At 61.1% G+C, this 12,928-nt stretch carries 11 protein-coding genes; 6 read left to right on the forward strand and 5 right to left on the reverse strand.

All coding sequences use genetic code 11. The annotated features are described in order from the left end of the window. Positions 1 to 118: 118 nt before the first annotated feature. Positions 119 to 1,330 (forward strand): IS110 family RNA-guided transposase, encoded by a 1,212-nt coding sequence (locus tag Thiosp_RS07085; RefSeq protein ID WP_323696718.1) that lies wholly within the window; start codon positions 119 to 121, stop codon positions 1,328 to 1,330. Positions 1,331 to 1,518: 188 nt separating this feature from the next. Here the strand turns inward: Thiosp_RS07085 and Thiosp_RS07090 are convergent, their stop codons facing one another. Next, positions 1,519 to 1,773 (reverse strand): hypothetical protein, encoded by a 255-nt coding sequence (locus tag Thiosp_RS07090; RefSeq protein ID WP_323696719.1) that lies wholly within the window; start codon positions 1,771 to 1,773, stop codon positions 1,519 to 1,521. A 128-nt stretch (positions 1,774 to 1,901) separates the two neighbouring features. On the opposite strand from Thiosp_RS07090, the gene Thiosp_RS07095 reads away from it, so the two are divergent. Continuing rightward, on the forward strand, positions 1,902 to 3,713 hold the full coding sequence (locus Thiosp_RS07095) for an IS1634 family transposase (protein ID WP_323696449.1): 1,812 nt from the start codon (positions 1,902 to 1,904) through the stop codon (positions 3,711 to 3,713). A 98-nt stretch (positions 3,714 to 3,811) separates the two neighbouring features. Here the strand turns inward: Thiosp_RS07095 and atpD are convergent, their stop codons facing one another. Next, the gene (gene atpD / locus Thiosp_RS07100) at positions 3,812 to 5,161 is read right to left on the reverse strand and encodes a F0F1 ATP synthase subunit beta (RefSeq protein WP_274607934.1); all 1,350 of its coding nucleotides are present in this window, start codon (positions 5,159 to 5,161) and stop codon (positions 3,812 to 3,814) included. A gap of 275 nt (positions 5,162 to 5,436) precedes the next feature. Here atpD and Thiosp_RS07105 point away from each other — a divergent pair, with 275 nt between their 5' ends. Continuing rightward, positions 5,437 to 6,084, forward strand: coding sequence for a chemotaxis protein CheB (locus Thiosp_RS07105; RefSeq protein ID WP_201067001.1), 648 nt, complete (start codon positions 5,437 to 5,439; stop codon positions 6,082 to 6,084). Between the two features lie 18 nt (positions 6,085 to 6,102). Here Thiosp_RS07105 and Thiosp_RS07110 read toward each other — a convergent pair whose 3' ends face one another. Beyond that, positions 6,103 to 7,545, reverse strand: coding sequence for an Lcl C-terminal domain-containing protein (locus Thiosp_RS07110; RefSeq protein WP_201067002.1), 1,443 nt, complete (start codon positions 7,543 to 7,545; stop codon positions 6,103 to 6,105). A 98-nt stretch (positions 7,546 to 7,643) separates the two neighbouring features. Between Thiosp_RS07110 and Thiosp_RS07115 the strand changes: the two genes are divergently transcribed. Beyond that, positions 7,644 to 7,871 carry a hypothetical protein gene (locus Thiosp_RS07115; protein ID WP_201067003.1) on the forward strand — a complete coding sequence of 76 codons (228 nt, stop codon included), beginning with the start codon at positions 7,644 to 7,646 and terminating at the stop codon, positions 7,869 to 7,871. 26 nt (positions 7,872 to 7,897) lie between these two features. Here Thiosp_RS07115 and Thiosp_RS07120 read toward each other — a convergent pair whose 3' ends face one another. Further along, positions 7,898 to 8,461 carry an EF-hand domain-containing protein gene (locus Thiosp_RS07120; RefSeq protein ID WP_201067004.1) on the reverse strand — a complete coding sequence of 188 codons (564 nt, stop codon included), beginning with the start codon at positions 8,459 to 8,461 and terminating at the stop codon, positions 7,898 to 7,900. A 314-nt stretch (positions 8,462 to 8,775) separates the two neighbouring features. Here Thiosp_RS07120 and Thiosp_RS07125 point away from each other — a divergent pair, with 314 nt between their 5' ends. Continuing rightward, complete coding sequence (locus Thiosp_RS07125) at positions 8,776 to 10,419, forward strand: ATP-binding protein (protein WP_201067006.1); 1,644 nt, start codon at positions 8,776 to 8,778, stop codon at positions 10,417 to 10,419. Here Thiosp_RS07125 and Thiosp_RS07130 read toward each other — a convergent pair. Further along, entirely contained in the window at positions 10,367 to 11,116 is a 750-nt protein-coding gene (locus Thiosp_RS07130; protein WP_201067008.1) for a response regulator, read from the reverse strand. The genes Thiosp_RS07125 and Thiosp_RS07130 overlap by 53 nt on opposite strands. Before the next feature lie 185 nt (positions 11,117 to 11,301). On the opposite strand from Thiosp_RS07130, the gene Thiosp_RS07135 reads away from it, so the two are divergent. Then, on the forward strand, positions 11,302 to 12,906 hold the full coding sequence (locus Thiosp_RS07135) for an ABC-F family ATPase (protein WP_201067010.1): 1,605 nt from the start codon (positions 11,302 to 11,304) through the stop codon (positions 12,904 to 12,906). The last annotated feature ends 22 nt before the right edge of the window (positions 12,907 to 12,928 follow it).

Raw genomic sequence — 12,928 nt, forward strand, 5'->3', positions numbered from 1 at the left:
GGGCGTCTTTGAATTCATCGTTTAGACATGATGTTTTGACCTGCCCATCCTCAACGCATGTAGGTTATGTTGAGGATGGAGAACCACCGACACAGAGCCACCTTGAGGAGAGCAGGTCATGAAGCAGTTTAACCCAGCAACCGATCGCATCGAGAGCGCATCGTCCCTATCCGCCTTGCTGCACGGGAGTAACCAGCCGGAACACAAGCACGGCGCCTATATTGGCCTGGATGTGCACAAAGACACCATCGCCGTGGCGGTGGCTGAGCCGGGACGTCAGGAGCCGATTTATCGTGGCGAGATTGCTAACAAGCCCAAGAAGATCGAGCAACTCATCGCCCGTCTGAGCGAAGCCTATGATGGAGCGGTGCTGTTGTTCTGCTACGAAGCCGGTCCCTGCGGGTATGGACTCTATCGCCAGCTTCTCGCCAGCGGCCATGATTGCCAAGTCGTTGCCCCATCGCTGATTCCCAAGAAAGCCGCCGAGCGCATCAAGACCGACCGGCGCGATGCGCTGAAGCTCGCGCGACTGCTGCGCAGCGGCGATCTCACCGCGGTTTGGGTTCCCGACCAAGAGCAGGAGCGCATGCGCGATCTCAGCCGCGCGCGCGATGATATTAAAGCCCAGGAACGCAAAGCCCGTCAGCAGCTCAACGCCTTTTTGCTGCGTCACGGTCACCACTGGCCCACCGGCAAGACGCGCTGGGGTGCGGCGCATGAGAACTGGCTGGCCGGACTGAAAATGGCCGATCCTTGGCAGCAGGTGGTGCTACAGAACTACATCGACGCTGAGCGGGCCGCCGGTGAGCGCGTCGCTCAGCTCACCGATCAGCTCATGCGCGCATTGCCGGAGTGGTCACTTGCCCCCGTGGTTGACTCCCTGGTGGCGCTGCGCGGTATCGACAAGCTCGCCGCGATCGTGCTGCTCGCTGAACTGGGCGATATCAGTCGTTTCGACTCCCCGCGCCAACTGATGGCCTTCCTCGGACTGGTCCCCAGCGAGCACTCCAGTGGCGGACGGCGGCGCCAAGGGGCGATTACGCTCACCGGCAACAGCCACGCCCGGCGCATGTTGATCGAATCGGCCTGGAGCTATCGCTTCCCGGCACGCCAGACCAAGCATCTCCGAGGCAAGGCCGTGAACGCCTCAGCCGGGGCCAGACGCATCGCCTGGAAGGCGCAGGTGCGCCTGTGCGGGCGCTACCGCACGCTCACCGGTGCCGGCAAAAACACCAAGCTGGTGTGCGTGGCCATTGCCCGGGAGCTGGCCGGTTTTCTCTGGGACATCGTGCGCCAGGAGATGCCTCAAGTGAACGCCCAAGCGGTCTGATCAGTGGCCGCATGTTGAGCCAATGCTGACAACCCGCTGACGCAACCCCAATCGATTCAACCATGGAGAACCCAACAGACACCTTGATTCAGGGCATCCGCGGCCGGTGTGGAGAACCCTTGTTTGGGCTATACCGGTGGTGCGCGGGAGAATCCCATCATGGGCATCCCACGTGCCGATCCCTGCTCTTAGAGAAAGGCCAGCTCCGCGACGCAGTGAAGTCCGGTGGTACCCAATCCACGTATATCAGCATGATCCACCGTCGCAGTCTGCCGCTGGGTGCCCTGAGCCAAGGTGTTTGCCATCACCGGCCCGAGAACAACGTTTTCGAAAAAAGACAAAGAAGAAGAGGTGGTTAAACAATAGTTACTACCAAACATTGACAGGTCAAAACATATCAGCCCATATTTAACATTTCCACGCCGAAAATCGGCGTAAGTCATTGAAGTTTTCTCTGGAGAGAAAATAATATCCTGCCGGATCAGTGACTTGAAACTGGCGACCCAAATGTAGTGCCATAATATTACGGAGCCCCATTGACGCGCGCGCCCGCGCAGCGGAGCATGCGTGCATGTACATTCGCCGCACCACCATCAAGAGCCGACGCACTGGTCAGCCGTACTTCACCTATCGGCTGGTGGAGTCGGTGCGCGAAGCCGGGCGGGTGCGCCAGCGCACGGTGCTGAATCTCGGCCGTCACTTCGAGGTCCCGCGCGGGCAATGGCCGGCCTTGGCACGGCGCATTGAGGCCTTGGTGGGCGGGCAGTCGGAGCTGTTCATTGACCTCGATGCCCGTTGGGAGCCGCTGGCGCAACAGTTGGCGGCGCAGGTGATTCGCGCCCGCGCGGGGGAGGATCCCTCCGAGGGGAGCGCGCCCAACTTCCAACGGGTCGATGTCGAGACAGTCGATGTGGTGCGCCCGCGCAGTGTCGCGGTCGAGCATGTCGCCTTGGCCGCCTGGGGGCAGATGGGCTTGGATGAAAAACTCACGGCTTTGGGCTTCAGCGGCCCGCAACGCGCGGCGGCCATCGGCAATGTGATCGGTCGCATGGTGGTGCCGGGTAGCGAGTTGGCGACCCATCAGTGGTTGCAACAGCGCAGCGCCCTGGGCGAGTTGATCGACGTTGATTTCGCCGACCTGGATCTGATGGCGCTCTACCGCATCACCGATCGGCTGCTCGCCCACAAACCGGCATTGGAGTCCTTCCTGTATGCCCGCGAGCGCGATCTGTTCGAACTTGATGAAGTGATTACGCTCTACGACCTGACCAATACCTATTTCGAGGGCAGCGCCAAGCATAACGCCAACGCCGCCTTTGGCCGTTCGAAAGAAAAGCGCAGCGACTGCCCGCTGGTCACCCTGGCGCTGACGCTCGATGCCAGTGGCTTTCCCAAACGCAGCGAGGTGTTCGCTGGGAACGCCGTGGAAGCCGAGACGCTGGCAAAAATGCTGCGTGCCTTGACGCCCGAGCAACAACGCACCCCACCGACGGTGGTGCTCGATGCCGGCATTGCCACCGAGGAGAACATCGCCTGGCTGGTGGCGCAGGGCTACCGCTATGTCGTGGTCAGCCGAAAGCGACATCTGCAGTTCGATCCCGAGGCGGCCTGTTTGATCAAAGAAGACGGCCCACTGACCATCCGCGCCCAGCGGGTAGTCAAGAAAGAAACCAACGAAGTCGAGCTGTATTGTCACTCCAGCCAACGTGAGCTCAAAGATCGCGGCATTGCCGATCGCTTCGCGCAACGCTTCGAGCAGGCCCTGCAGCAACTCGCCGATGGGTTGCACAAGCCAGGCACCGTCAAGCGCTTTGAGAAAGTCATCGAGCGCATCGGGCGGCTGAAGCAGAAATATCCGCGTGCCGCGCGCTACTACGAGATCAGCGTCGACCCCGATGAGAAAGGGAAAAAGGCCAAGGCCATCCGATGGTCGCGGATCACCCCGGTCGATGACACCTTGCCCGGTGTCTATTGCCTACGCACGAATCAAACCGAATGGGATGAAGCGCGCCTATGGCACACCTTTGTCATGCTCACCGATCTGGAAGCGGTGTTTCGCTCCCTGAAGTCGGAACTCGGCCTGCGCCCAGTCTATCACCATAAAACCGACCGGGTTAGCGCGCACCTGTTCATCTCGGTACTAGCCTACCATCTGGTTCATACCCTGCGCTTGCAGCTGAAAGCCGCTGGCATTCATCTGAGCTGGGAGGGCATCCGCCGTGAGCTCGATGGGCAAGATCGCGTCACGGTTGAGCTCAAGCGCGACGATGGGCGCACCCTGCATATTCGCAAAGCCACAAGGGCGGAGCCGCGCCAGCAAGCCATTTACGATGCCTTGGGCGTGAGTGATCGCCCGGGTGGACAACAGCTGACTTTGATCTGAATGAGCAGCACCGGCGGCAAAATCGCAAATGTAGTGCCATAACGGACATCTGTGTACACTTATCCTGCTGAAAATCAAGATAATTCTGTGACCAGTTGTTAAATATGGGTTAGGATGCGCTCGCAACCATCGAGCGCGTCGGCGAGGCTGACAAGCTTGCCTGTGAGGCCGGTGAAGCGCTCGGTGGTGAAAAAGGGCTGAGTGAGAAAACGCTCCAGCCGGCGGGCACGAGCGACCAGCTTGCGGTCGTCCGGCGACAGTTGTTCCAGGCCAAGCATCGCAATAATGTCTTTCAGCTCCGCGTATTGCGCCAGGGTGCGGCGGATCTCCTGCGCCAAGGCGTAATGCCGCTCACCGACAATGCCCGGCGTGGCCATGCGCGAGCTCGATTGCAGCGGGTCGATGGCCGGATACAAGCCTTCACCGGCCCGCTTACGCGACAGCACAATGGACGCGGAAAGATGGGAGAAGGTATGCACCGCCGCCGGGTCGGTGAAATCGTCCGCCGGTACATAGACCGCCTGAATGGAGGTGATGGCCCCGGCATCGGTGTTGGCGATGCGCTCTTCCAAGCTCGACAACTCGGTGCCCATGGTCGGCTGATAGCCCAGGCGCGAAGGCATCTGCCCCATGAGCCCGGAGACCTCCATGCCGGCCTGGATGAAGCGGAAGATGTTGTCGATCAGCAGCAGCACGTCGCGCTGCTCGTCGTCGCGAAAATACTCGGCCATCGTCAGCGCGGCATGGCCCACGCGAAAGCGGCTGCCCGGCGGCTCGTTCATCTGGCCGAAGACCATCACCATGTTCGGCAGGACGCCGGCGTCCTTCATCTCGCGATAGAGTTCCTCGCCTTCGCGACAGCGCTCGCCAATGCCGCAAAAGAGACTGACGCCAGCGTGGTGCCCAATCATGTTGTGGATCATCTCGGTGAGCAGCACCGTCTTGCCGACGCCGGCCCCGCCGAAGAGCCCCGCCTTGCCGCCGCGCTCCAGCGGCACCAGCACGTCGATGAGCTTGATCCCGGTCTCGAAGACTTCGGACTGGGTGGAACGCCGCGCGAGCGCTGGCGGGGCGCGATGCACCGAACGCCATTGGATATCCTCGGGCGCCGGCTGGCGGTCGATGGCGTTGCCGAACACGTCGAACATGCGCCCGAGAATGCCTTGTCCTACCGGCGCCATCAGCGGCCCGCCGCTGTCCTCCACCCACATGCCGCGCGCCAGCCCCTGCGTCGGTGTCAGAGCGATGCCGCGCACATGATGGTCATCCAACTGCGCCAGTATTTCAATCTGGATCTGACCATCCGAGACCGCGCGCAGCAGCCGATAGATCGCGGGCAGATCCGTCTCAAAGCGCAGATCCACCACGCTGCCGCGCACCGCAACCACCAGGCCGCGATTGGCGGATGGAGGGCTCTGATCCGGGGTCTGATTCTTGCTATGGCCCATGCCGGCTCCTGATGCTTGCGCGTCATGCGGCGCAAGCCGTTATCGGGTCCGATTGAAATCGCAAGGGCTAAAACGCTTATCTGGCAGCGCCCCACTGAACCATTGCGATTCGTCTCTTATAGGCGCTATTGCTGCGGTTGTCGGTGCGCTGCCGCACATAAGCGCCCGAGGAGGTGTCGATGTCCGCGACCGCCAAGGACAGCGAAACACCAGAGCATCGAAAACATGGTAAGAAGGGGGAGTGAACTGAGATTATCTGCAACCGAGGGGCGCTCATGAACACAAACTCTGCCGCGACCGATTTCCCGATCGTCTGTGTCGGCGGTTCTGCCGGCGGCCTCGACGCCTATCTCCGATTGCTCGAGCATTTGCCGACTAACACGGGGGTTGCGATCGTGATTGTGAATCACCTGAGAACCGTCGCGACCCATCTCCACGAGATTCTTCCCTCCCACACCAAAATGCCGGTGGAACTGATCACAGAACGCCTGCTCATTGCGCCCAACAAGGTCTTCATCATCCCGCCACAGCGGGATTTGCATGTGCTCGATGGCGTGTTCCGGCTCAAGCCAATCTCAAAACCGCGCGGATGGCCAGATGTGATCACGGTTTTTCTGCGGTCACTCACCCAGAACTGGGATGGCCAACTGATCGCGGTCATCGTCTCTGGCTACGATGGCGATGGGGCCGAGGCGCTTTGTGGGATCAAAGACATCGGGGGCATCACCATCGCGCAGGCGCCCGACACAGCCGTGCAGCCAGACATGCCGGAGAGCGCCATCGCGAGCGGGTGTATCGATTTCATCCTGTCGCCGGAAGCGATCGCGCAGGAAATTGTCAGCATTGCCCGGGTAGGAGGGCAGAGCCGTCATTCAGTCGCTGCCAAGGCGCAGCGGCCGGAACCTGTCGATCGCATCGAGTAGATCCACCGAAACAGGCGGTCACGAGCCTTGAGCATCCCGCACCAGGCGCACGGCGTTATAGATATGCACGGCATCGCCCTGAGGACCGCGGCCGGTGGGGTAGGCCGCCGGGTCGCCGGCTTTCGGGTCGCTGCGCTGAGCGCCAGCGCCATGCACATCCACCCAGTGACCGTTCATGTAGCCCATGGCACGGCCAAAGGCGACATAGGCGGCGTGGGTCGCCGGGACTGGGCTCGAGTTTAAGTGCGTGGTGCCGGACCAGAAGTTGGGATAGTCCTGCGCCCCGGCCTCGTTCACCATGGGCGTGACCTCGAACAGCGGGTCGATGGCTGCACTGGCGGTGGTGTCTGGTGAGCGTGTGTAGTCGACCAGACTTTGCAGTTCCTTGACGTTCGGCAGGCGCCAGTCGCTGTAGCCCAGATAGCCGCTGGCGTTGCGCCATTGCACCCAGTCGAGCGCTTGCTCCCAGTTCATGCCGTTGGGGTAGTCGCTGCCGCTGTCGGTCTGCGACCACATCAGTCCGGTGGCGCGATCCCAGATGGTGCCATCGACATTTTCGATGAAGTCGTTCTGGCCATAGTTGACGGCATCGCGCACGCACATGACCGCGAAGGTTTTCTCGCCAATCGGTGCGATCAGGTCGTACCCTTTAATGCGCCCGTCGGCAAAATTCACACCGAACATGCGCCCGCTGGGCGTGGGGCTGACATAGAGGGTGCTGGAGGCGTATTGGATGTCGATGATGCGCTCGCCAGCGCTCAGATCGCCATAGGCAAAGTCGAAGTAACCGGTATTGATGAAAGGTTGGAGCCCGCTGGTGTCGGTCGACTGCGCGTCGGGGTCGATACCGCGAAAGTCGATGAGTGAATACAGGGTTTTGATGTCGGGCAGTCGCCAGTCGCTGCGCCCGGCCAGGGTTAGATTCTCGCAATAGCTCGCGGCATCGGCTTGATTGAACTTGTCCGCTGCGGTGATGACGCCATCGCCATTGGTGTCCGGGCTTTGCTGCCAGACCAAACCGGTGACATTGTCGGTGACGGTACCGTCGCCATTATCGGTGAAGCTCGGTTGATGACCGACATAGTGTGCATCCTGGCCGTAAAAGATGCCGCCTGCTTCTGGACAGGCGATGGCCTGCTGATCGGAAAAACACTGGTCCTGACCGGTATCGACGATCGGATAGGCCTGGTCTTGTTCCAGCCCGGTCGGCATGCAGGCCAGCAGGCGCGGGGCCTGCTCGGGGTGCGTGCAATTGCCGTCGAGAACACCCCAGCGGCTATTGAAAGAGCAGGATGAGCCATCGCCAAGGCCGTTGCAGGCCGCAGCCAGTTTTTGCCAGACGGGTCGGCTGAGGCTGTTAGAGGCTGTTTGCGCGCCAGCAGCAGGCGCTACAGCCATGATCACACAGGCGCTGGTGGACAGGATCAGGGATTTTGTCAGGGTCGATTGCAGATTGGACATGCGCGGTTTCTCCACAGAGTTTGCCTTTTCAGTACGCACAGTCTGGCAAGCAATCTGGAAGTTGATCTGGAGAGATTGCGAAGAAACCGTGAAGTTTCGTGATCGAGTGGTTTCTGACGCTTATGATACCGGCCAGCCCGTATCATGAATCAGTGAGAGTTGCGGGAAAAAAAGAAATTTTGCTCTCTCGCCATTATCCTGGAAACAGCCAGAGATTGGGGGTCGTTGCCGATTTGGGTCTGAAGGATGCGTTGTCGAATCCCGACGCATCAGGCGGAAACACCTTCGCCGCAGGCGATGCCTGCGGCGTTTTCGTGTCTGCTTGACGGGATCAGATCGACTGTCGCCTGGTTCAGCGCCCTGGAGCTGGTGGCTGGCGTCCTTCGCCAGGCCCCCGACCTGCGGGCGGTGCTAGAAATTCCTCAAGCGACAGGCCGTTGTCACCATTGGTGTCCAGGGTTGCGAACTGATGCAGTACCATCCCTTCAGGCCCCCGCATGGCTGCCAGTGTCTCGCTACTCAGGCCAGCCGCATCGCCGACGGCGAGCGTATAAAGCCTTGCGGCGACATCGGCCCCGGTCTCTGGAGCACCGTTGACAAACTCGTCCTCAGTGACCATTCCGTCACCGTCGGCATCCAGCCTAGAAAAAGCCTCGCTCTGCTGCGTGGCACGCTCAGCCTCTTCATAGGCTTCCAGTTCAGCCAGGCTCAGAAGTCCGTCGCCGTTGGCATCGGCGGTGTCGAAGGAATTGGCGCGGTAGAGTTCCATTTCATCACGCGTCACGCTGCCATCGCCATCCAGGTCAGCCTCGGCTGGGAACTGACCGCCACCCGGAGGGCCGCCAGGCATTGCCAGCGCCAGGCTGCCGCACAAGGCCAAGGCACCAAAACACACAGATTGATTCAGCTTCTTCATCTTTGCTCGTCTCCATTAGAATTTTGCTAAGTTGCGGGTGATCCCGACAACGACTTCAGTATGGTTGTGAACTTTGGAGTCATTGTGAAGAAACCTGCAAGCTTTGGTGGAGTTTGCTGGACTCGGCCAGTGAGGCGCACCCTGGGGGCGGCCTCAATCTCGAAGAAACCGTGAAGAATGCCTGCCGCTGTTGCCTTACCACCAATGCACGGCGATGCTAGTGGCCATAGCCCGCGCGTCAACCAGGAGATGATGTCATCGCCATGGGCGCGGGGCGAGGGAGATGCGCGAAGCATAAGAGGCGGGCGGAGACGATGCGAATTGGTCTAACAGGGAAGCTGTTGTTGGTACTCGGCCTGACGAGCACGCTGTCGGTCGTGGGCATGGGTCTGGCCGCGCGCTGGAGTTTCAAGCACGGTTTTCTCGACTATTTAGGTCAGCAGGAGCTGAAGCGGATCAGCCCCATCGGGGATGCCTTGCTGCAAGTCTATCGCGAGCAGGGTTCCTGGGATTTTATCGCCGACAACCCCCACGATTGGCCGCGCTTCATTGATGACGCTATGGCGCCAGTCTTCGGCGATGACGGGGTGAAACCCTGGGCACCACTGTTTGACGAGCCAAGCGACGGTCCGAGACGACCCCATCGCCCGCCGATGCAACGGGCGTGGGAACCACCTCAGCCCGGATCAGCCCCGCACAGACCACATCCACTTGGTCCACCTGGTTCATCTGACAGACCTGGCCCACCTGGCCCACCCGTCCCACCTGGCCACTTTGGTGAGTCGGATTTCGGCCCATCTAACGCTCCCCCATTCAGGCCGCCGCCCCCGAGAGGGAACCCCCTGCTCGGACGGCTGCGTCTGCTCGACGCAGCGCGCAACCCAATCGCGGGACGTATCGCTGGTGAAATGCAAGGCGAAGTGTTCAGTCCACTGATTGCCGATGATGTTGTGGTGGGATGGCTGGGGCTGTCATCGCCGGTCTGGCTGGAGGATGAGCTGGCGCAACGCTTTAACCAGCAGCACAATCGCTCGCTCCTCTGGATAAGCCTCGCCGCCTTGACCCTGGCACTGCTGCTGGGTGCAGTCCTCGGCACGGCAATGCTGCGGCGCATCCGATCCGTCGCCGACGGCGCCCGTCAACTGGCCAAGGGCGACTATCAGACTCGGGTTGCACTCAAGGGCCGCGATGAAGTGACCGAATTGGCGCAGGACTTCAACCACCTGGCCTTGGTGTTGGAGCGCAGCGAAGCCTTGCGTCGCAGCGCCATGGCCGATGTATCCCATGAACTGCGCACGCCGCTGGCCGTCGCCCGAGCAGAGCTGGATGCCTTGATTGATGGCATCCGGCCCTGCACTAAGGAGCGTCTGGAACAATTGCACGGACGACTGCTGACCCTCGGGCGTTTACTCGACGATCTCTATGATCTGGCCCTGTCGGACAGCGGTGCGCTCCACTACCGCTTTGAGTCCCTCGACCTGACAGCCATCCTGCACGCTGCGGTGGCTGACGGAGAATCTTGCTGCACGGACAAGCAGATCGCATTGCATGCACAGATAGAAGACGGTCTGCAAATGGACGGCGATGCCGGACGATTGCGGCAGGTACTGGACAATCTGCTCTCCAACAGCTTGCGCTATACCGACGCGGGTGGGTTCATCCGGATCATCGCCGCACGCGCCGGCGGTGACATCCTGATCTCGATCGCAGACACGCCACCGGGCGTCGACCCGGCCGCGCTGGAGCGCCTGTTCGACCGCTTCTATCGGGTGGAGGCATCGCGCTCGCGGGCGAAGGGCGGCGCCGGACTCGGTCTGGCGATCTGTCGCTCCATCGTCGAGGCTCATCGCGGTCGCATCAGCGCAAGGCCCGCCGATTGCGGTGGTCTGGAGATCCAGATCCGGTTCAGCCCGGCTCCGGTTCGTAGCGGTAGCCGACACCGTAAACAGACTGGATGAACTGCTGACCCTCGAAGGCGGACGCGAGCTTCTTGCGCAGATTCTTGACATGCGTATCCACGGTGCGCTCCGTGACGATGCGGTTGTCGTCGTACAAGCGTTCGATCAAGCGCGACCGCGAGTAGATGTTCCCAGGGTGACGACACAGGGTATCGAGCAAACGGAATTCCACCAGCGTGAGTTGCAGGGCGCGGTCGCCGACACGCACCTCCATGCGGTCGGCATCCAGGGATAGGCCATGGGCCGGCACCTGAGCCGACCCAGGCTCTGACTCTGGCCCCGACCCCAGCGTCTGACCGGACACGCGCGCCTGCGTCAGCATCTCCACACGTCGCAACTGCGCCTTGACCCGCGCGACCACTTCCCGCGGCGCAAACGGCTTGCAGACATAGTCGTCAGCGCCGAGTTCGAGTCCCAGCAAGCGATCAATCTCCTCGACCTTAGCGGTCACCATGATGATCGGCACTGTCGTGAAAGTGCGCAGATCGCGACAGATCTCCAAGCCGTCGCGTCCGGGCAGCATCAAGTCCAGCAGAATCAGATCCGGAGCCTGCTCCCGAACATGCGCCACCACCGACAAGCCATCGCTGAGGCGATCGACCGCGAAGGAGGATGCCTGCAAGTACTCGGCCAGCACATCCGCTAGCGCAATCTCGTCTTCGACGATCAGCACCGTCTTGGGAGTCAAGTCGTTCATGTTTCGAAAGTTCCACAAAGTCTGTTGCCGATGTACAGAATCCACTCGCATATTGCTATGCGATTCGGTATCCGGCAAACTGATGTAGCTCAATAAGCCTCGCCCCAGCGCGGGGCTTTTGCATTTTTCTCCCGTCGAAATCATCACGGCCAACCCTTCCCTCAGCCTTTCGTGGAACCCTACTTTTGATCTCTACAGCCAACCTCACCATGCAGTTCGGCGGCAAGCCGTTGTTCGAGAACGTCTCCGTCAAGTTCGGCGGCGGCAATTGCTACGGACTCATCGGTGCCAACGGCTCCGGGAAGTCGACCCTGATGAAGATCCTAGGCGGCGATCTGGAGCCCAGCTCAGGCAACGTCTCGGTCGATCCCGGCAAACGGCTCGGCAAGCTGCGCCAGGACCAATTCGCCTATGAGAACCAGACGGTGCTAGACACCGTCATCATGGGGCACGACGAGCTGTGGCGGATCAAACAAGAGCGTGATCGCATCTACGCCTTGCCGGAGATGAGCGAGGAGGACGGCATGGAGGTCGCGCACCTGGAGGTGTTGTTTGCCGAGCTGGATGGCTATACCGCCGAGTCACGCGCCAGCGAGCTGCTGCTGGGGCTGGCCATTCCGTTGGAGCAGCACGAGGGCCCGATGAGCGCGGTCGCGCCGGGCTGGAAGCTGCGCGTGCTGCTTGCCCAGGCGCTGTTCGCCGACCCGGACATCCTGCTGCTCGACGAGCCTACCAACAATCTGGACATCCACACCATCCAGTGGCTGGAAGAGGTGCTGATCACACGCGATAGCACCATGATCATCATCTCGCATGATCGGCATTTCCTAAACAGCGTCTGCACCCACATGGCCGACCTGGACTACGGCGAGTTGCGTCTCTACCCCGGCAACTACGACGAGTACATGACCGCCTCCAGTCAGGCACGCCAACGCCTGCAGGCGGACAACGCCAAGAAGAAGACTCAGCTCGCCGAGCTACAGACCTTCGTCAGCCGCTTCTCAGCCAACGCCTCCAAGTCCAAGCAGGCCACCTCTCGCAAGCGTCAGATGGAGAAGATCGTGCTGGAGGACATCAAGCCCTCCAGCCGGGTCAACCCCTTCATCCGCTTCGCTCAGGACAAGAAGCTCTATCGCCTAGCGCTGGAGGTGACGGACCTGGCCAAGGGGTATGACGGCACACCGCTGTTCAGCGGTTTCGACCTGACCGTCGAGGTCGGTGAACGCGTCGCCATCATCGGCCCCAACGGCATCGGCAAGACCACCCTGCTGCGCTGCCTGGCCGGCGACCTGACGCCCGACGGCGGCACGGTCAAATGGTCCGAGAACAGCCAGCTGGGCTATTTCGCCCAGGACCACGCCGCCGATTTCACCGAGCGCACCACGCTCTACGACTGGATGGACCAATGGAAGCAGCCCGGCGACGACGAGCAGGTCATTCGCGGGACGCTGGGGCGTTTGTTGTTCTCACAAGACGAGATCAAGAAACCGGTGAACGTCATCTCCGGTGGCGAGCAGGGCCGCATGCTGTTCGGCAAGCTGATGCTGCAAAAGCCCAACATCCTGCTGATGGACGAGCCGACCAATCACCTGGACATGGAATCGATCGAGTCGCTCAACACCGCGCTGGAAGGCTACCCGGGCACCCTGATCCTAGTCAGTCACGACCGCGAGTTCGTCTCCTCGCTGGCGACCCGCATCATCGAGCTGACGCCCCAGGGCGTGATCAACTTCAGCGGCAACTACGAAGAATATCTGGAAAGCGGCAGCGCTCCTGCGCAAGCCGCTTGATCGACACTCGGCGCGGTGCCGG

The sequence above is a fragment of the Thiorhodovibrio litoralis genome, assembly GCF_033954455.1.
GTDB classification, from domain to species: Bacteria; Pseudomonadota; Gammaproteobacteria; order Chromatiales; family Chromatiaceae; genus Thiorhodovibrio; species Thiorhodovibrio litoralis.

Bases quoted from the DNA above. Each gene is read 5' to 3' on its own strand.
- Thiosp_RS07085 (WP_323696718.1), top strand. From the start codon at position 119: ATGAAGCAGTTTAACCCAGCAACCGATCGCATCGAGAGCGCATCGTCC.
- Thiosp_RS07090 (WP_323696719.1), bottom strand. From the start codon at position 1,773: ATGACTTACGCCGATTTTCGGCGTGGAAATGTTAAATATGGGCTGATA.
- Thiosp_RS07095 (WP_323696449.1), top strand. From the start codon at position 1,902: ATGTACATTCGCCGCACCACCATCAAGAGCCGACGCACTGGTCAGCCG.
- atpD (WP_274607934.1), bottom strand. From the start codon at position 5,161: ATGGGCCATAGCAAGAATCAGACCCCGGATCAGAGCCCTCCATCCGCC.
- Thiosp_RS07105 (WP_201067001.1), top strand. From the start codon at position 5,437: ATGAACACAAACTCTGCCGCGACCGATTTCCCGATCGTCTGTGTCGGC.
- Thiosp_RS07110 (WP_201067002.1), bottom strand. From the start codon at position 7,545: ATGTCCAATCTGCAATCGACCCTGACAAAATCCCTGATCCTGTCCACC.
- Thiosp_RS07120 (WP_201067004.1), bottom strand. From the start codon at position 8,461: ATGAAGAAGCTGAATCAATCTGTGTGTTTTGGTGCCTTGGCCTTGTGC.
- Thiosp_RS07125 (WP_201067006.1), top strand. From the start codon at position 8,776: ATGCGAATTGGTCTAACAGGGAAGCTGTTGTTGGTACTCGGCCTGACG.
- Thiosp_RS07130 (WP_201067008.1), bottom strand. From the start codon at position 11,116: ATGAACGACTTGACTCCCAAGACGGTGCTGATCGTCGAAGACGAGATT.